This is a genomic window from Symbiopectobacterium purcellii (assembly GCF_052050035.1).
Classification (GTDB): Bacteria; Pseudomonadota; Gammaproteobacteria; order Enterobacterales; family Enterobacteriaceae; genus Symbiopectobacterium; species Symbiopectobacterium purcellii_A.
Window position 1 is genome coordinate 1,373,942 of record NZ_CP189882.1, and the last position, 17,710, is coordinate 1,391,651.

General features: G+C 49.5%; 15 protein-coding genes and 5 pseudogenes. 10 read left to right on the forward strand and 10 right to left on the reverse strand.

The genetic code is table 11. The features are described 5' to 3' along the window. Positions 1–50 precede the first annotated feature (50 nt). A complete protein-coding gene (tuf, locus tag ACQGXV_RS10335) occupies positions 51–1,235 on the forward strand; it encodes an elongation factor Tu (protein WP_440866337.1) in 1,185 nt (394 codons plus the stop codon). Between the two features lie 260 nt (positions 1,236–1,495). Then, a complete protein-coding gene (gene bfd, locus ACQGXV_RS10340; RefSeq protein WP_440866338.1) occupies positions 1,496–1,690 on the forward strand; it encodes a bacterioferritin-associated ferredoxin in 195 nt (64 codons plus the stop codon). A 292-nt stretch (positions 1,691–1,982) separates the two neighbouring features. Here bfd and ACQGXV_RS10345 read toward each other — a convergent pair whose 3' ends face one another. Then, positions 1,983–2,714, reverse strand: a complete 732-nt coding sequence (locus tag ACQGXV_RS10345; protein WP_440866339.1) for an IS30 family transposase — start codon at positions 2,712–2,714, stop codon at positions 1,983–1,985. Between the two features lie 100 nt (positions 2,715–2,814). Here ACQGXV_RS10345 and ACQGXV_RS10350 point away from each other — a divergent pair, with 100 nt between their 5' ends. After that, the gene (locus ACQGXV_RS10350; RefSeq protein WP_440866340.1) at positions 2,815–3,597 is read left to right on the forward strand and encodes a transposase family protein; all 783 of its coding nucleotides are present in this window, start codon (positions 2,815–2,817) and stop codon (positions 3,595–3,597) included. 27 nt (positions 3,598–3,624) lie between these two features. Here ACQGXV_RS10350 and ACQGXV_RS10355 read toward each other — a convergent pair whose 3' ends face one another. The 8 genes and pseudogenes from ACQGXV_RS10355 to ACQGXV_RS10390 all read right to left on the reverse strand — a co-directional run bounded on the left by ACQGXV_RS10355 (position 3,625) and on the right by ACQGXV_RS10390 (position 9,507). Further along, complete coding sequence (locus tag ACQGXV_RS10355) at positions 3,625–4,836, reverse strand: IS256 family transposase (protein ID WP_440866341.1); 1,212 nt, start codon at positions 4,834–4,836, stop codon at positions 3,625–3,627. Positions 4,837–5,102: 266 nt separating this feature from the next. Beyond that, the gene (locus ACQGXV_RS10360) at positions 5,103–6,026 is read right to left on the reverse strand and encodes an IS5 family transposase (RefSeq protein WP_440866342.1); all 924 of its coding nucleotides are present in this window, start codon (positions 6,024–6,026) and stop codon (positions 5,103–5,105) included. A 121-nt stretch (positions 6,027–6,147) separates the two neighbouring features. Continuing rightward, positions 6,148–6,511, reverse strand: a pseudogene (locus ACQGXV_RS10365) (transposase zinc-binding domain-containing protein); the annotation flags it as partial. 64 nt (positions 6,512–6,575) lie between these two features. Further along, positions 6,576–6,897, reverse strand: a pseudogene (locus ACQGXV_RS10370) (hypothetical protein). A gap of 158 nt (positions 6,898–7,055) precedes the next feature. After that, a pseudogene (locus ACQGXV_RS10375) lies at positions 7,056–7,759 on the reverse strand (sulfatase-like hydrolase/transferase); the annotation flags it as partial. A 198-nt stretch (positions 7,760–7,957) separates the two neighbouring features. Then, positions 7,958–8,224 (reverse strand): annotated as a pseudogene (locus tag ACQGXV_RS10380) (phosphoethanolamine transferase domain-containing protein); the annotation flags it as partial. A 53-nt stretch (positions 8,225–8,277) separates the two neighbouring features. Beyond that, a complete protein-coding gene (locus ACQGXV_RS10385) occupies positions 8,278–9,177 on the reverse strand; it encodes a transposase family protein (protein WP_440866343.1) in 900 nt (299 codons plus the stop codon). A gap of 78 nt (positions 9,178–9,255) precedes the next feature. After that, on the reverse strand, positions 9,256–9,507 hold the full coding sequence (locus ACQGXV_RS10390) for a hypothetical protein (RefSeq protein WP_440866344.1): 252 nt from the start codon (positions 9,505–9,507) through the stop codon (positions 9,256–9,258). Positions 9,508–10,181: 674 nt separating this feature from the next. Here ACQGXV_RS10390 and gmk point away from each other — a divergent pair. The 7 genes from gmk (at position 10,182) to ACQGXV_RS10425 (ending at position 17,305) form a co-directional block, all read left to right on the forward strand. Beyond that, the gene (gmk, locus tag ACQGXV_RS10395) at positions 10,182–10,805 is read left to right on the forward strand and encodes a guanylate kinase (RefSeq protein ID WP_440866345.1); all 624 of its coding nucleotides are present in this window, start codon (positions 10,182–10,184) and stop codon (positions 10,803–10,805) included. Between the two features lie 53 nt (positions 10,806–10,858). Next, entirely contained in the window at positions 10,859–11,134 is a 276-nt protein-coding gene (rpoZ, locus tag ACQGXV_RS10400) for a DNA-directed RNA polymerase subunit omega (RefSeq protein WP_195316190.1), read from the forward strand. Between the two features lie 18 nt (positions 11,135–11,152). After that, entirely contained in the window at positions 11,153–13,255 is a 2,103-nt protein-coding gene (spoT, locus tag ACQGXV_RS10405) for a bifunctional GTP diphosphokinase/guanosine-3',5'-bis pyrophosphate 3'-pyrophosphohydrolase (protein ID WP_440866346.1), read from the forward strand. Positions 13,256–13,329: 74 nt separating this feature from the next. Continuing rightward, positions 13,330–14,022 (forward strand): tRNA (guanosine(18)-2'-O)-methyltransferase TrmH, encoded by a 693-nt coding sequence (gene trmH / locus ACQGXV_RS10410; RefSeq protein ID WP_440866347.1) that lies wholly within the window; start codon positions 13,330–13,332, stop codon positions 14,020–14,022. A 12-nt stretch (positions 14,023–14,034) separates the two neighbouring features. Continuing rightward, positions 14,035–16,119: an ATP-dependent DNA helicase RecG gene (gene recG, locus ACQGXV_RS10415; RefSeq protein WP_440866348.1), complete on the forward strand. Its 2,085-nt coding sequence runs from the start codon at positions 14,035–14,037 to the stop codon at positions 16,117–16,119. Positions 16,120–16,482: 363 nt separating this feature from the next. Then, positions 16,483–16,848, forward strand: a complete 366-nt coding sequence (locus ACQGXV_RS10420) for an IS630 transposase-related protein (protein WP_440862584.1) — start codon at positions 16,483–16,485, stop codon at positions 16,846–16,848. Next, positions 16,772–17,305, forward strand: coding sequence for an IS630 family transposase (locus ACQGXV_RS10425; protein ID WP_440867179.1), 534 nt, complete (start codon positions 16,772–16,774; stop codon positions 17,303–17,305). The genes ACQGXV_RS10420 and ACQGXV_RS10425 overlap by 77 nt, the downstream gene beginning before the upstream one ends. Before the next feature lie 182 nt (positions 17,306–17,487). On the opposite strand, the pseudogene ACQGXV_RS10430 reads toward ACQGXV_RS10425, so the two are convergent. Beyond that, positions 17,488–17,622 (reverse strand): annotated as a pseudogene (locus ACQGXV_RS10430) (NADP-specific glutamate dehydrogenase); the annotation flags it as partial. Positions 17,623–17,710: the final 88 nt, after the last annotated feature.

Here is a 17,710-nt window from a genome sequence, read left to right on the forward strand (position 1 = left end):
GATCCCATGCCCTCTCCTCAGGGGAAGGTATTTGAGTAAGGAATATAGCCGTGTCTAGAGAAAAATTTGAACGTACTAAACCCCACGTTAACGTCGGTACTATCGGCCACGTTGACCATGGTAAAACCACGCTGACCGCAGCGATCACCACCGTACTGGCTAAAACCTACGGCGGTAGCGCGCGTGCATTCGATCAGATCGATAACGCACCGGAAGAAAAAGCACGTGGTATCACCATCAACACCTCTCACGTTGAATACGACACCCCGACCCGTCACTACGCACACGTTGACTGCCCGGGACACGCCGACTACGTGAAAAACATGATCACCGGTGCTGCCCAGATGGACGGCGCGATCCTGGTAGTTGCTGCGACTGACGGCCCGATGCCGCAGACTCGTGAGCACATCCTGCTGGGTCGTCAGGTTGGCGTTCCGTACATCATAGTGTTCCTGAACAAATGTGACATGGTTGATGACGAAGAACTGCTGGAACTGGTTGAGATGGAAGTGCGTGAGCTGCTGTCTCAGTACGACTTCCCGGGTGATGACACGCCGATCGTTCGTGGTTCAGCGCTGAAAGCACTGGAAGGCGAAGCTGAGTGGGAAGCTAAAATCATCGAACTGGCTGGCTACCTGGATTCCTACATCCCAGAACCAGAGCGTGCGATTGACCGTCCGTTCCTGCTGCCTATCGAAGACGTATTCTCCATCTCCGGCCGTGGTACTGTAGTGACCGGTCGTGTAGAGCGCGGTATCGTTAAAGTCGGTGAAGAAGTTGAAATCGTTGGTATCAAAGACACCGCGAAATCAACTTGTACTGGCGTTGAAATGTTCCGCAAACTGCTGGACGAAGGCCGTGCGGGTGAGAACGTTGGTGTTCTGCTGCGTGGTATCAAACGTGAAGAAATCGAACGTGGTCAGGTACTGGCTAAGCCGGGTTCCATCAAGCCGCACACCCAGTTCGAATCTGAAGTGTATATCCTGAGCAAATATGAAGGTGGCCGTCATACGCCGTTCTTCAAAGGCTACCGTCCTCAGTTCTACTTCCGTACTACTGACGTAACGGGTACCATCGAACTGCCGGAAGGCGTTGAAATGGTAATGCCGGGCGACAACATCAAAATGGTTGTTACCCTGATCCACCCGATCGCGATGGACGACGGTTTGCGTTTCGCAATCCGTGAAGGCGGCCGTACCGTTGGTGCGGGCGTTGTTGCTAAAGTTATGGCTTAATCGCCACTACGCAAGTAACACACATACGCTAGTGATAGCGTAAGAAAAAGGACACTTCGGTGTCCTTTTTTTATACGCGTTGACAAAACTGTAATTGAAATAGAAACCATTCTTATTTACACTCTCATTGACTATTTTATCGTCACTTTTGTGACTGCCGTGCGGAAGGCAGCAACGAAAGAGAGTGTGGGTTCGCGACTGAGAGAATGAGTTATCCTGTATGTCTGTATGTCTGTATGTCTGTATGTCTGTATGTCTGTATGTCTGTATGTCTGTGTAATGCCATTTCCGATAAAGTTATTCGGCACGCCGTTCGCCAGTATCAACCCCGTTCGCTCAATCAACTGCGCCAGTTAATGCCGATCGGCAGTGACTGCGGCAAATGTATTCGCCAGGCTCGCCTGATTATGGAAGAAGAGCAGGCCATGTTGTCACCCATTTCTGACGTTGCGTAATCGCTGTCTTTATTGAAACCGCACAAAATGTAGGCGATTTCGTTGACTCTCCCCCCTCCAGTTCTACACTTTTAAGACCTGGAGCGAAGGAGCAATGTCATGAAAGGTGATAAAAAGTCATAGCACATCTAAATAAGTTGCTGGGTAATGGCCCCATTCCCACTCAAAACGCAACAAAACGGTAGAGGGTTATGCCACCAGTATAGCCAACCGACTTAAAAATGATTACATCCTATGCCCTGATATGCGGCAAAGAAGCATAGCTGGCTGTTATCAAAATAATGTCGCTTGGCTATAAGTGCGTTAAAAATACCTCATTGGGGAAACGATAGCCCAGCGATTTTCTGCCCCTTGTATTGAGTATGTGTTCGAGTTCGGCAATCTTACGATGACTGACCTGACTGAAGTCTGTTCCCTTTGGGTAAAAACGTCGTATCAGCCCGTTGGTGTGCTCATTCAAGCCCCTCTCCCAGGAATGATAAGGATGGGCAAAGTAGACCTGCGCCCCTGTGATTTGAGTAATTTGCTCGTGCAGAGCGAATTCAGGGCCGTTATCAGCTGTTAGGGTCTTAAACTTGCAAAAGGTATTAGCTTCAATGTCCCTGAAAGCAGCAACCACAGTCTCCGCACGCTTATTAGGCAGTTTGCGAATGATGACGGTTTTCAATGCTTTATCTACGATGGTTAACAAGAATGACTTCTGGTCTTTGCCAAAAATAGTGTCAATTTCGAAGTGGCCAGGCTCCTGTTTAAGCTCGGCTTGAGCTGGGCGATACTCAATACCAACACGGTTGGGAATAGGGCCTGATTTGAGGTTTTCGGCATTGTACCTGTAACGTTTTCCCCGATGAGGAAGTTGCTGATATAGCTCCCCGCCAGCCTGTCTCTCCTGCAGGATATAGCGATATAGCGTATTCTTGCTGACAGATATACCGAATTCCAGGTGCAAACGGCCACTGATGATTTCAGGTGAAGAGTGAGTGGAAAGCGCCTGCCTGATGAAGTTCTGAATGTGTGGCTCCAACTGGTAAAAAGCATTAAACTAGTTGCTGAATAGAGACTTGCATTTTTTGTCAGGCTATTGAGAATAAAAAGAGGTTTAACTTAGAGAATAAAGGTTTGAAATGATCAACAAAGAGCGGTTGTTACGAGATAATCGTTTATGTAAAGCAATCATTGGATTATCAGTCGAAGAATTGAAAAATTTAGCCGCTGAATTTTCAGCTTGTTATTTGATTTATCGGAAAAAGAATCGAAAAGATCACGAGCGGCAGATGGGTGCAGGGCAGAAAGGATTTATCCCAACCCCATTAGATAAACTGCTTTTTATTTTATTGTATTTAAAATGTTATCCGACCTATGATTTGCAAGGACTTCTTTTTGGTTTAGATAGAACACGCGTATGTCGCTGGGTAAAAATATTATTGCCGGTTTTAGAGATGACCTTGGGGCGAGAATGTGTTTTGCCCGCTCGTCAAATTCGCTCTGCTGAGGAATTTTTTCGCGCCTTTCCTGGAGTTAAAGACGTCTTTATTGATGGGACAGAGCGACCTGTCCAAAAGCCTAAGAATCTGCGTCGGCGAAAAAAAATGTATTCGGGAAAGAAAAGACAGACCACTCGAAAAGGGCTTATTATGACTGACGAAACAAGGCAAATTGGATTTATCCCCATGAGCAAAAATGGGCGCCGTCACGATAAACGCTTACTCGATAAAGTCGATATAATTCGCCATATTCCTCCTGAGGTAACCATCTGGGCAGATACCGGTTTTCAAGGTATAGATAAACAGCATCCTAATACACAAATCCCAAAAAAAGGAACTCGAAAAAGACCTTTATCGCCTGAACAAAAACAAGAAAATAAAATAATCTCGGGCATCCGTATTACAGTTGAACAGAGTCTGTAAAGAATTTTGTGTAAATGGCTCCATTGCTTAACCGGAGATTCGTTCTCCATACATCAACATGAATTGGCTCATAGCAGGTTTCCAGTCTCTGATTGGCAAGGTCCATTTAGCAGAGATATTATGCAAGGCTAGATAGAGTAATTTTATCACCGAGTCATCCGTTGGAAATATTCGTCGCGTTTTCGTTATCTTGCGCAATGAAGCATTTAACGACTCTATTGCGTTGGTGGTGTAGATAACCTTGCGGATCTCCGGCGGAAAGTCAAAAATGACGATGAGACGTTCCCAATTATTTCTCCACGACGGGCTGATCGTCGGGAACTGCTCATCCCATTTGGCCGCGAAGGCATCCAGGGCCTCTTCAGCGCCCTCTAGCGTTGCGGAACTATAGATGGTGCGCAGGTCAGCAGCAACGGCCTTACGCTCTTTCCAGCCGACGTAGCGCAGCGAGTTCCGCACCTGATGCACAATGCAGAGCTGTACCCGCGTATGCGGGTAAACAGCTTCAATGGCATCAGGAAAGCCTTTCAGGCCATCGCAGCAGGCGACGAAGATGTCCTTTAGCCCACGATTTTTCAGTTCTGTCATCACAGATAACCAGAACTTGGCCCCCTCAGTTTTGGCTATCCATAGCCCCAGCAGCTCTTTTTCGCCCTGGCCGTTGACGCCGAGGGCCAGATAAACAGACTTGTTGGCCACGGCTCCGCCGTCCTGGCTTTTGACAACAATACAGTCAAGGTAAACAATGGGATAAAGCGCATCCAGCGGCCGTTGCTGCCAGCGCTTAACTTCATCCATCACAGCATTGGTCACTTGAGAAATGAAGCCAGCGGAAACATCGACCCCGTAGACTTCTTTAAAGTGTGCCTGAATATCACGGGTTGATAACCCTCTGGAATAGAGAGAAATAATGCGGTCATCGAAGCCGTTAAGCTGTTTTTCGTTCTTACCGATCAGTGTCGGCTCGAAGGTACTGTTGCGGTCGCGCGGAATATCGAGCTCGATCTCCCCATTTTGGCTACGTACGCTCTTGGATGTCTTGCCATTGCGTGAGTTGCCTGAATGATTACCAGCCGGGTCATGCTTAGCATACCCAAGGTGCATCTCCATCTCAGCTTCAAGAAACCGTTCCGCCAGTCTTTTAGTCAGCACCTTGAGTAGGCCTGATTCACCCAGCAGATCCTGAGGGGAGTGACAATCTTGAAGCAGTTGGTCAATAAGTTCGTTGCTGATAGGCATTTTGTTATCCTTTGAAGGTTTTCCTCAAAATGCCATTTACACAGATTATTTTACAGTCTCGTTGAACACGCCATCGCGGGTATCAAGCGCCTCGGTTGCATGACCCAAATTTTACGGAATCGTAGACCCTTTATTGATGATACCTTCTTACTCCTTAGCGCCGGTCTTTGGAATTTCCATCTCAGAACAGCGTAAAATTTACTTCAATCAGGCTTTGTTGAATAAATCAGAATTAGCCGACAGGATGACTCCCTCTGCTACACCTGTTATCCTATCCTGACGCTGTGTGGCATACCCAACAACGTCATACGGTTCAGCGCTTTGACCATCGCTATGGCTTCACCTACTTGAGCCTCATAGTCACGCAGGCTCAGATGGCCACCCAGCAAAGTTTTTATGCGGAACATCGCTGTTTCTGCCACTGAACGCCGGTGATAACCCACTTTCTTTTTCCACATATCATTACTCCCGCTCAGACGCTGATTCGCCACCGCATGGTTACGTTCATGGTACTTGTCCGGCCAGTATTTGGCTCCGCTTCGCGGCGGGATAAGGGGCCTGATTTTCTTTCTTAGCAACGCATCGTGGCAGTAACGGCCGTCATAAGCACCGTCTGCTGACACTTCCCTGATTTTTCGGTGGGTTTGGTTAATCAGGCCCGGCAGTGCCTGCGCATCTGTCGTTCCGCTGAGCGATAAGTCGGCACAGATAATCTCATGCGTCGCACTGTCTGCTGCCAGATGAAGCTTGCGCCACACTCTTCGTCTGTCAGCCCCATGCTGCCTGACTTTCCATTCACCTTCGCCAAAGACCTTCAGACCGGTACTGTCGATGACCAGATGCGAGATTTCACCACGCGTTGGCGTTTTTATGCTGATACTGACGGTTTTTGCCCGCCGACTGACCAGAGAGTAGTCCGGGCAGCGCAGTGGCAGGCTCATCAGTGTAAAAACCGAGTCGACAAAGCCCTGTAATGCCCGGAGCGACAGGTTAAACACGCGCTTTATCATCAAAACCGTGGTAACAGCCATATCGGTGTAGTAAAGCGGCCGACCACGACCTTCAGGCGAAGAACTGTCAGTCCATGCAGCGATGGCCGACTCATCAAGCCAGACCGTCAGGGAGCCGCGTTGTCTGAGTGCTTTGTTGTAGGTGGGCCAGTTGGTGATTTTAAACTTTTGCTTTGCCATGGGGAGCTGCTATCGGGAGCGATGATAGTGCTTTGATCCGGCGATCCCCTGAAAGTTAGATTTATTCAACAAAGCCCTTCAATCACCGAAACACCCTTATTTCACTATTAAGCAACACGCTTAATGGCCACAGGGTATCCGGCATCATGAATGTGCCGTGCTGGCACGGCGTATCCGGCAGGCGGGCCATCATGGTGGCAATCCACAGGTCGGTGGCCTTTTTGCCGCAGGTCGGACATCCGCGTCCGTGGCAGCTCTGATGGATGTATAGCCAAGCGACATTATTTTGATAACAGCCAGCTATGCTTCTTTGCCGCATATCAGGGCATAGGATGTAATCATTTTTAAGTCGGTTGGCTATAACGGTGGTGAGTGCAGTCGGGGTTGCTGCAGCGAAATTCCCGGCTGCCCGTCAGTGGGGTGCCGCAGGCCAGCATCTTTGTGACAACCTCAATCTCTACAGGCCGGAGCGGGTATGTCTCCATGATGTCAGCCCATGCCCTGTTGCGCTGAAACAGCGTCTTCATGGGGCGGGTCTGTATGCCGGTATCATCCGTGCGGGTCATCGGAGAGCATCTCCGCTTCGGTTTCGTACAGGTCAAACCGGCGACAGGTATGGCAGAAGGTATAGCCAACCGACTTAAAAATGATTACATCCTATGCCCTGATATGCGGCAAAGAAGCATAGCTGGCTGTTATCAAAATAATGTCGCTTGGCTATAACGTAGTGGTACGGAGAATCAGGGAATTCACTGTAGAAGGTGGTCCAGAACCACTCTGTGCAGTCAGGATCGTTGTCAACGAAAAGGCGGAATTGCTGGTAAGGGAGGTTGCCCTGTCGGGCCACCGTTTTGAAAATCTGCTTAACCATTTTTGTATGAACGCGCTGATGCTCAGGGGAATGTGACACGGGATAACCTTCGGCTGGCGGGTTTCAGAATATCGCTATTCTGCCACACTTCGATTTGCAGCCGCCAGGCTGCTTCGTTCGCGCGTGGTTGACGCGAAAACACACAACCGCCTATTCCATCAACGCGACGGTAATGCACACCAGTTATTGCTGGCATTAATGCCACCGTCGGTCGAACGATAGCCCAGACAGCCCAATATGGAATCAAACAACGCTTCATGACGATGGGGTGTCCCCACCCGCTGCTGCGCTTTCAATTGTTCAAACAGCTGCGTATTTTGCTGCTGTGCCAGGAACTTGTCTGACGCCCACACCAGTATCGGCGAACGGAACTGTTCCGGCGGAGCAACATCTCGTGGCGTACCGTGCAAATCGTAGTTTTCATCAATCGACTCACCGTGATCTGAGGCATAAAACACCAGCGCTTTCTTGTCACGCACCTGATCCAACACCTTTTTAATAAAGGTGTCGGTATACAACACGCTGTTATCAAACGCGTTAATCAGTTACTCACGTGAGCAGGAGGCGTCAACCCCCATACATTCAGGCTGATAACGCGCAAAACTGCGCGGATAGCGCATCGAAAGAGGTAATGGGAGCCTTTGGTGTGCAGCATAATCAAATGCTTACCTTTAGGATAACGCGCTAATGACCCCTTCACCTCGTCGACCAATAGCATGTCGTCAACCGATTTGCCTTCATTACGCTCTTCGGAAGCGATCATTTCGCGGAATGAGTAGTTATTGGCATTAATGCTGTTATAAAACCAGACCTCACTTTGCATCGCGAACAGTTCTGAGGTGAACCCCAGTGAACGCAGCACAGGCTTTGTTGAATAATTTAACCGTTTGATTTACATCTTCTTTAGTTAGAATGCATTTACAGAGAATGTATTTTGTTAGAACGACAAATCAAATAGTTAGCACAATAAAAAGCATTCCGAGAGGAAAAATTAGTCGTTGAAATTTTATAATGCTTATATAAATCAGTATCTTAAATTATTCAACAAAGCCACCAGCGCGACGACAGCAAGCAGGATCGCCACGGGTTTAATGCGCTTCCCAGGTGTTTTTAATTGTTCGATAAGGGTATTGCGCAAATCGGCTTTCCAGATTATCGCCAAAGGCATTGCGCTGACGCACAGCGTCCAGACGATAAATTGCAAGCCGATCACCTCCTTTGACAAATCAATATCCGTGGTCATCACGGCCGCAATTATCCCGTAGCCAATAACCACATTAAAAAACGTCATGTAGTAACTGGCAGCCACAGAAACCAACACTAACAATAAGCGTGTTGCTTAATAGTGAAATAAGGGTGTTTCGGTGATTGAAGTAAATTTTACGCTGTTCTGAGATGGAAATTCCAAAGACCCGCGCTAAGGAGTAAGAAGGTATCATCAATAAAGGGTCTACGATTCCGTAAAATTTGGGTCATGCAACCGAGGCGCTTGATACCCGCGATGGCGTGTTCAACTGTAATACGGATGCCCGAGATTATTTTATTTTCTTGTTTTTGTTCAGGCGATAAAGGTCTTTTTCGAGTTCCTTTTTTTGGGATTTGTGTATTAGGATGCTGTTTATCTATACCTTGAAAACCGGTATCTGCCCAGATGGTTACCTCAGGAGGAATATGGCGAATTATATCGACTTTATCGAGTAAGCGTTTATCGTGACGGCGCCCATTTTTGCTCATGGGGATAAATCCAATTTGCCTTGTTTCGTCAGTCATAATAAGCCCTTTTCGAGTGGTCTGTCTTTTCTTTCCCGAATACATTTTTTTTCGCCGACGCAGATTCTTAGGCTTTTGGACAGGTCGCTCTGTCCCATCAATAAAGACGTCTTTAACTCCAGAAAAGGCGCGAAAAAATTCCTCAGCAGAGCGAATTTGACGAGCGGGCAAAACACATTCTCGCCCCAAGGTCATCTCTAAAACCGGCAATAATATTTTTACCCAGCGACATACCCGTGTTCTATCTAAACCAAAAAGAAGTCCTTGCAAATCATAGGTCGGATAACATTTTAAATACAATAAAATAAAAAGCAGTTTATCTAATGGGGTTGGGATAAGTGCTTTCTGCCCTGCACCCATCTGCCGCTCGTGATCTTTTCGATTCTTTTTCCGATAAATCAAATAACAAGCTGAAAATTCAGCGGCTAAATTTTTCAATTCTTCGACTGATAATCCAATGATTGCTTTACATAAACGATTATCTCGTAACAACCGCTCTTTGTTGATCATTTCAAACCTTTATTCTCTAAGTTAAACCTCTTTTTATTCTCAATAGCCTGACAAAAAATTCAAGTCTCTATTCAGCAACTAGTTTAATGAGGCGATAAGTCGGTAGAAATAACGACCACCCAGTGAGATTAATCGCATCAGAAAAAAGGTGAGCATCACACTGAGCGATAATTCAATCAACGCAGACAGGTATTTGGCAAGAGCAGATCCAGAAGGGGAAGCGACATCATCAAAGCGGCGGTAATAGACGGAGACGTTGAGGAACAATCCAATATACACGGCAAGAAACAATGACAAAGCAGACTGCGAAAAAGAGGTAATCACCGACATCTTACTTTGGCTCCAGCATAAACCAAGGCTTCTTTAAAAAAATCAGGGCACAGAAATAATTGATGAGTTCATGAATAATATACTTTTTTAACGCTTTCTTTGATTTTCTCAAACAGCGAGTTGTTAAACGTAAACAGCGCTAATGTTTTTATTAGAGGCATAGATTAGTGGTTAACACGCTGCAGCCGTGATAAGATCAGACTGAGGGGGATAGCCATTTACCGCCGCAATGAAATTTTATGAATACAGCGGATCGTTTTCGTTCCTTGCTTAATCCAGCGCGTTATTATTTTCACCACTTGCAAAGAGTGCTGGTGAGGTATTGGTTTTTTTGTCCTATCCGGCGCGGATTCAAGTCTCTTTTCCAGCCGATGCCACCAGGAAAAACAGCACGGTGCCGTATTGGAGAACGGATTGTCTCATAAGCGCATCCTTTACGTTTCTGCCGTTATGCTGGCACACACCAAAACGCCTCAGAAACCAAAAAACGCGCGAAAAATGCATAACACATAAAAATTTAAGCAAACTATCGAAAGCGATCACGAATCAGGTCATCACACGATGCGCCATCAGGTAACGCGACGGTAAAGATGAGTGCGTGTATAATGCAAAATTCGCACAACTGCGACAGTCAACCGATTCCATCACATTCACGATATATTACGTTCATCACTATGGCTCAAGGTACGTTATACATTGTTTCCGCCCCCAGCGGCGCGGGAAAATCCAGTTTAATAAATGCGTTACTGAAAACGCAGCCGTTGTATGACACCCAGGTGTCGATTTCCCACACCACCCGCGCCAAACGGCCGGGCGAAAACCACGCAGAACACTATTTCTTCGTTTCTGTGGATGAATTTAAGCTTATGATTCAGGAAGATGCTTTCCTTGAGTACGCCGAGGTGTTTGGCAACTACTACGGTACGTCCAAAGCCGCCATTGAGCAGGTGCTGGCAACCGGCGTAGATATTTTTCTGGATATCGATTGGCAGGGCGCAGAGCAAATCCGCCGCCGGATGCCGCAGGCGCGCAGTATCTTTATTCTGCCGCCGTCCAAAGAAGAGTTGGGGCGCCGTTTGCGCGGACGCGGTCAAGACAGCGATGAGGTGATTGCGCGACGTATGGCGCAAGCGGTGGCAGAAATGACACACTACGCGGAATACGATTATCTGATCGTCAACGATGATTTCGATCTGGCGCTGTCCGATCTGAAAACCATCATCCGCGCTGAACGCCTATTGCTGAGCCGTCAGGCATTGCGGCATGATGCATTAATCACCAAACTATTGGCAGACTGACATCACTTTCAGTATGATGCGCAGTCATTTTATTTCCTGTGGAGTAGCACATTATGGCACGCGTAACTGTTCAAGACGCTGTTGAGAAAATTGGTAACCGTTTTGACCTGGTGTTGGTCGCTGCTCGCCGCGCCCGCCAGATGCAAGCCGGCGGAAAAGATCCGCTGGTCCCTGAAGAGAACGACAAATACACCGTGATCGCGCTGCGCGAGATCGAAGAAGGCCTGATCAACAACCAGATTCTGGATGTGCGTGAGCGTCAGGAACAGCAAGAGCAAGAAGCCGCAGAGATCCAGGCGGTCACCGCGATTGCTGAAGGTCGTCGTTAATCTCGCTACGGGTCGCCCTTGTATATCTTCGAAAGCCTCAATCTGCTGATTCAGCGCTATCTGCCGGAAGACCAGATCAAGCGCCTTCAGCAGGCTTATATTGTTGCACGTGATGCTCACGAGGGGCAGACTCGCTCCAGCGGTGAACCTTACATCACCCATACCGTCGCCGTAGCCGGTATTTTGGCGGAGATGCGTCTTGACTATGAGACGCTGATGGCCGCGCTGTTGCATGACACCATCGAAGATACCCCGACCACTTACCAGGATATTGAACAACAATTCGGCAAGAGTGTCGCCGAACTGGTAGATGGCGTCTCGAAGCTGGACAAGCTGAAATTCCGCGATAAGAAAGAAGCGCAGGCGGAGAACTTCCGCAAGATGATTATGGCGATGGTGCAAGACATCCGCGTCATTCTCATCAAACTGGCTGACCGCACACATAACATGCGCACGCTGGGTTCACTGCGCCCTGATAAGCGTCGCCGCATAGCGCGTGAAACGCTGGAGATTTACAGCCCGCTGGCGCACCGTTTGGGTATTCATCATCTGAAAACCGAGTTGGAAGAGCTGGGTTTTGAGGCGCTGTATCCAAACCGTTATCGGGTCATTAAAGAGGTGGTCAAAGCCGCGCGCGGCAACCGCAAGGAAATGATTCAAAAAATCCTTTCCGAAATTGAAGGGCGGTCGAACGAAGCTGGCATTCCCTGTCGCGTCAGCGGACGCGAAAAGCACCTCTATTCCATCTACTGCAAAATGCACCTGAAAGAGCAGCGTTTCCATTCCATCATGGATATCTACGCGTTTCGGGTGATCGTTAAAGAGCTGGATACCTGCTATCGCGTACTCGGTCAGGTGCACAGCCTGTACAAACCGCGTCCCGGCCGCGTCAAAGATTACATCGCCATTCCGAAGGCGAACGGCTACCAATCGCTGCATACCTCGTTGATTGGGCCGCACGGCGTGCCGGTCGAGGTACAGATCCGCACCGAAGACATGGACCAGATGGCCGAAATGGGTGTGGCAGCGCATTGGGCTTATAAAGAAGGTGAAAGCAGCACCACGGCTCAAGTCCGCGCTCAACGCTGGATGCAGAGCCTGCTGGAACTGCAACAAAGTGCGGGCAGCTCGTTCGAGTTTATCGAGAGCGTCAAATCCGATCTCTTCCCCGATGAAATGTACGTGTTCACCCCGGAAGGGCGCATCATCGAGCTACCGGCTGGCGCGACACCGGTCGATTTTGCCTACGCGGTACATACGGATATCGGGCATGCCTGCGTCGGCGCACGCGTCGACAGACAGCCCTACCCGCTCTCCCAATCGCTCAACAGTGGGCAGACGGTAGAAATCATTACCGCACCTGGTGCACGCCCCAATGCGGCATGGTTAAACTTTGTCGTCAGTTCGCGCGCTCGCGCCAAAATTCGCCAAATGCTGAAGAACCTCAAACGTGACGATTCGGTGAGTCTGGGTCGCCGTTTATTGAATCACGCGTTAGGCAGTAGCAGAAAACTCAGCGATATTCCACAAACCAGCATCCAGCTTGAACTGGATCGCATGAAACTCACCTCACTGGATGATCTGCTGGCTGAGATTGGCCTCGGTAACGCCATGAGCATCGTGGTGGCGAAAAACCTGTTGGATGAGCAACCGTTGCAGCAACAGCACACCGGTTTGCGCAAGCTGCCGATCAAAGGTGCAGATGGCGTATTGATTACGTTTGCCAAATGCTGCCGCCCGATCCCCGGTGACCCGATTGTGGCGCACGTCAGTCCCGGTAAAGGTTTGGTGATTCACCATGAGTCTTGCCGAAATATTCGCGGCTACCAGAAAGAGCCAGAAAAATTCATGGCGGTCGAGTGGGATAAGGTTACCGAACAAGAGTTTATCGCTGAGATTAAAGTCGACATGTTCAACCATCAGGGGGCATTGGCCAACCTGACCGCAGCGATTAATGCCGCCAACTCCAATATTCAGAGTATCAATACGGAAGAACGGGATGGTCGCGTGTATAGCGCCTTTATCCGTTTGACCACGCGCGATCGGGTACATCTGGCTAACGTCATGCGCAAAATCCGCGTGATGCCGGATGTCATCAAAGTGACCCGTAATCGCAACTGATTGCCACCGTACCTGTGATAGCCCTGACGATCCCGGTCGCACACATGGCACCGGGATAACGCAAGAGACATCGTATGACACCAGAACGCTACGCCCGCATCAAAGAGATGCTGACCAGCCGTCAACCCGATTTGACGGTGTGTATGGAGCAGGTGCACAGACCCCACAATATTTCCGCTGTGATTCGTACCGCAGATGCCGTTGGCGTACACGAAGTCCATACCGTTTGGCCCACCAGCCGCATGCGTACACTGGTGTCATCGGCGGCGGGTAGCAACAGTTGGGTACAGGTCAAAACACACCGCACTATCGCCGATGCCGTCTCGCATTTAAAGACGCAAGGCATGCAGATTCTGGCAACCAATCTGTCTGCCAAGGCGGTCGATTTTCGTGAGGTCGATTACACGCGACCAACCTGTATCCTGCTCGGTCAGGAAAAAACCGGCATCACTCAGGAAGCACTCGCGCTGGCCGATCAGGACATCATTATCCCGATGATCGGTATGGTGCAATCCCTGAACGTGTCGGTCGCTTCTGCGCTGATCCTGTACGAAGCCCAGCGCCAACGTCAAAACGCGGGTATGTATCAACGTGACAAAGGCATGCTGGATGACGATGCGCAGCAACGCTTGCTGTTCGAAGGGGGTTATCCGGTACTGGCGCGCGTAGCAACGCGGAAAAAACTTCCGAGTCCGCGCATAGACCATCAGGGCCAGATCATTGCCGACACGGCATGGTGGGCGGCTATGCAATCCGCCGCCGAATAGCGAGGCATCCCCATGAAAAGTCACCTGCTGAATAACCAACCGTTGAACACCCTCACGGGGGTCGGTACCAGTCAGGCGGCTAAACTCGCACGCCTTGGGTTGGAAACCGTACAGGACGTGCTGCTGCACCTGCCGCTGCGTTATGAAGATCGCACCCACCTCTACGCTATTGGCGACCTGCTGCCCGGCATCTATGCCACGGTGGAGGGTGAGGTACTGCGCAACGACATCGTCTTTGGCCGCAAACGCATGCTGACCTGCCAGATCAGTGACGGCAGTGGCGTGCTGACGATGCGCTTCTTCAATTTCAATGCCGCAATGAAAAACAGCCTGGCACCGGGCCAGAACGTTATCGCCTACGGTGAAATCAAACGTGGCAAGAACGGGGCTGAGATTATCCACCCCGAATACCGCGTGCAGGGTGACGCACAGCAACCGGTAGAATTACAAGCCTCCCTGACGCCGGTTTACCCGACCACAGAAGGGGTGCGTCAGGCAACACTGCGCAAATTGACAGATCAGGCGCTGGAGCGTCTGGATGCACAGCCGATAGAAGAGCTGCTGCCGCAGGAGCTAAGCCGCGGCATGATGGGGCTGCCTGAAGCGTTACATACTCTGCATCGTCCCCCGGCGGGTACGCAACTGAGTGAGCTTGAGCACGGCAAACACCCGGCACAAGTGCGTTTAATCATGGAAGAGCTGCTGGCGCATCACTTAAGCATGCTGGCGGTACGCGCCGGTGCGCAGCGTCACCGAGCCCTTTCACTGCATGCGCAGGACGCCTTAAAAACGCAGTTGTTGGCCGCCCTCCCGTTTGCGCTTACCCAGGCACAAACACGCGTAATCAAAGACATTGAAGCCGATATGGAGAAACCGTTCCCCATGATGCGTCTGGTACAAGGGAATGTTGGCTCGGGAAAAACGCTGGTGGCGGCGATGGCGGCATTGCGCGCCATTGCCAACGGCAAACAGGTGGCCTTAATGGCACCCACAGAGCTGCTCGCGGAACAACACGTCATCAACTTTCGTCATTGGTTTGAACCCCTTGGCATTGAGGTCGGCTGGCTGGCTGGTAAGCAAAAGGGCAAAGCCCGCGTTGCGCAACAAGAGGCCATCGCCAATGGTCAGGTCAGTATGATTGTGGGCACGCACGCTATTTTTCAGCAACAGGTGCAATTTAGTGGGTTAGCGCTGGTGATTATTGATGAACAGCACCGCTTCGGTGTACATCAACGGTTAGCGCTGTGGGAAAAAGGGGTGGAACAGGGCTTTCATCCTCACCAGTTAATCATGACGGCAACACCTATACCACGCACGCTGGCAATGACGGCCTATGCCGATCTGGACACGTCAGTCATCGATGAGCTGCCGCCAGGCAGAACGCCGGTAACAACGGTCGCCATCCCCGATTCTCGCCGTGAGGATATTATCACCCGCGTCGATCGTGCCTGCCGGGAAGAAGAACGACAGGCCTACTGGGTCTGCACGCTGATTGAAGAGTCCGACCTGCTGGAAGCACAAGCGGCTGAAGCCACCTGTGAAGGGCTGAAAGTCACGCTGCCAGATCTGCGCATCGGATTAGTACATGGCCGGATGAAAGCGCAAGAGAAACAGGCGGTGATGCATGCATTCAAACAGGGTGAACTGCAACTGCTGGTGGCGACCACGGTTATCGAAGTGGGCGTAGATGTGCCCAATGCCAGCCTGATGATCGTCGAAAACCCAGAGCGGCTGGGCCTGGCACAACTGCACCAGTTGCGCGGTCGCGTCGGACGCGGCGCCATCGCGTCTCACTGCGTGTTGCTCTATAAGACGCCGCTGAGTAAAACGGCGCAGCAGCGCTTGCAGGTGATGCGCGACAGCAACGACGGCTTTGTTATTGCGCAACGGGATTTAGAGATTCGCGGTCCCGGCGAACTGCTGGGAACGCGACAAACCGGCAGCGCCGAATTTAAAGTGGCGGATTTACTGCGCGATCAGGCATTGATCCCCGAAGTACAGCGGGTAGCACGCCATCTTCATGCCCATTATCCCGAACATGCCAAAGCGCTGATTGAACGCTGGTTACCGGAGCGGGTGCGCTATTCCAATGCCTAACAGCAGAAAAAGGTGCGCAGATAGCCCTTGTCGCGCGGCATGCGTATGTAAAGCCCCCCACCTTCGCGACACGTTAAATTGCGCGTTATAGCCAAGCGACATTATTTTGATAACAGCCAGCTATGCTTCTTTGCCGCATATCAGGGCATAGGATGTAATCATTTTTAAGTCGGTTGGCTATAGTGTCAATTTCGAAGTGGCCAGGCTCTTGTTTAAGCTCGGCTTGAGCTGGGCGATACTCAATACCAACACGGTTGGGAATAGGGCCTGATTTGAGGTTTTCGGCATTGTACCTGTAACGTTTTCCCTGATGAGGAAGTTGCTGATATAGCTAAACGACTTAATTTTGATTACATTATTTAAATGAGCTATTCAATTGATTTTAGACGTAAAGTGATATCTACACGGAAAAACGAAGGGTTGAGTATCCGAGAAACAGCGAAGCAATTTCGGATTGGCCCTGCCTCTGTATCGCGTTGGATTAATCAAATAGAGTCAAAAGCATCGACCACGCGTCAGCGAAAGATCGATAAATCCGAGTTGATAAAAGATGTTGAACAATATCCAGATGCTTACCAAAAAGAACGTGCAGAGCGTTTTGGCGTTTGTCAGAAGGCCATTTGGCAAGCGCTTAAAAAGCTGGGATTGACCTATAAAAAAAACTCTACGTCATCCGAAAGCCGACGAAAACGCCCGGCAGGGATTTCAACAAAAAAAACAACAGTATGAAAAAGAAGGTAAACCTATTGTTTTTATTGATGAAAGTGGTTTTTCACACGATACCCCACGGACTCACGGCTATTCCCCAAAAGGTCAACGGTGTTTTGGCCTGAAGAACTGGGGAGCTAGGGGAAGAACAAATGTTATCGGCGCTTTATTAGGCACAACGCTGTTTGCTATCGGATTATTTGATATCAATATTAACAGCGATGTTTTCTATGCCTGGGTCACACAAGTCCTTATCCCAGTACTCCCTAAAAACAGTGTAATCATGATGGACAATGCCACTTTTCACAAAAAACATAATATTCAACAAGTCATCATCGATGCAGGGTATATGGTGGAGTATTTGCCTACATATTCGCCAGATCTTAACCCAATTGAGCATAAATGGGCACAAGCAAAAAGCAAAAAAAGAGAGATGGGTTGCGATACAGAGAGTTTGTTCTCAGTCCATATGGTGTAATCAAAATTAAGTCGCTTGGCTACACCACGATAAAATAATCTGTACTAGCTCAGACCTGATCTGACAGTTACCGGTTATTTATACAGGTGTCTGTCAGATTACATCCGGTTCAGATCCTTTTCTGCCCAGACCCGTTTTCCATCAAGTAACGTGGCCATTGGCGTTCGCCCGCAGCACTCTGCATAGCGCGGGTTCTGTTCCAGAAACGGCCACAGGGTAGAGAAAACTTCCCTGACCGCCTGAGAAAATTCCGGCTGATGCGGGTCGCGCTGCTGAACCTGATTGAGAAAACTTTCCAGAGAGACTAATTGAGCCATTACCAACTCCTGCAAAAAAGAAAAAGCGTCCGGTGGACTGTGCTTTTTTTATCTCGCACCCTTTCACGCGCAGCAAAGTGCCTGGCCG

What these genes read in the sequence shown, in the direction of transcription:
- bfd (WP_440866338.1), top strand. Translation starts at nt 1,496, where the DNA reads ATGTCTGTATGTCTGTGTAATGCCATTTCCGATAAAGTTATTCGGCAC.
- ACQGXV_RS10350 (WP_440866340.1), top strand. Translation starts at nt 2,815, where the DNA reads ATGATCAACAAAGAGCGGTTGTTACGAGATAATCGTTTATGTAAAGCA.
- ACQGXV_RS10355 (WP_440866341.1), bottom strand. Translation starts at nt 4,836, where the DNA reads ATGCCTATCAGCAACGAACTTATTGACCAACTGCTTCAAGATTGTCAC.
- ACQGXV_RS10360 (WP_440866342.1), bottom strand. Translation starts at nt 6,026, where the DNA reads ATGGCAAAGCAAAAGTTTAAAATCACCAACTGGCCCACCTACAACAAA.
- ACQGXV_RS10385 (WP_440866343.1), bottom strand. Translation starts at nt 9,177, where the DNA reads ATGATCAACAAAGAGCGGTTGTTACGAGATAATCGTTTATGTAAAGCA.
- ACQGXV_RS10390 (WP_440866344.1), bottom strand. Translation starts at nt 9,507, where the DNA reads ATGTCGGTGATTACCTCTTTTTCGCAGTCTGCTTTGTCATTGTTTCTT.
- gmk (WP_440866345.1), top strand. Translation starts at nt 10,182, where the DNA reads ATGGCTCAAGGTACGTTATACATTGTTTCCGCCCCCAGCGGCGCGGGA.
- rpoZ (WP_195316190.1), top strand. Translation starts at nt 10,859, where the DNA reads ATGGCACGCGTAACTGTTCAAGACGCTGTTGAGAAAATTGGTAACCGT.
- trmH (WP_440866347.1), top strand. Translation starts at nt 13,330, where the DNA reads ATGACACCAGAACGCTACGCCCGCATCAAAGAGATGCTGACCAGCCGT.
- recG (WP_440866348.1), top strand. Translation starts at nt 14,035, where the DNA reads ATGAAAAGTCACCTGCTGAATAACCAACCGTTGAACACCCTCACGGGG.
- ACQGXV_RS10420 (WP_440862584.1), top strand. Translation starts at nt 16,483, where the DNA reads ATGAGCTATTCAATTGATTTTAGACGTAAAGTGATATCTACACGGAAA.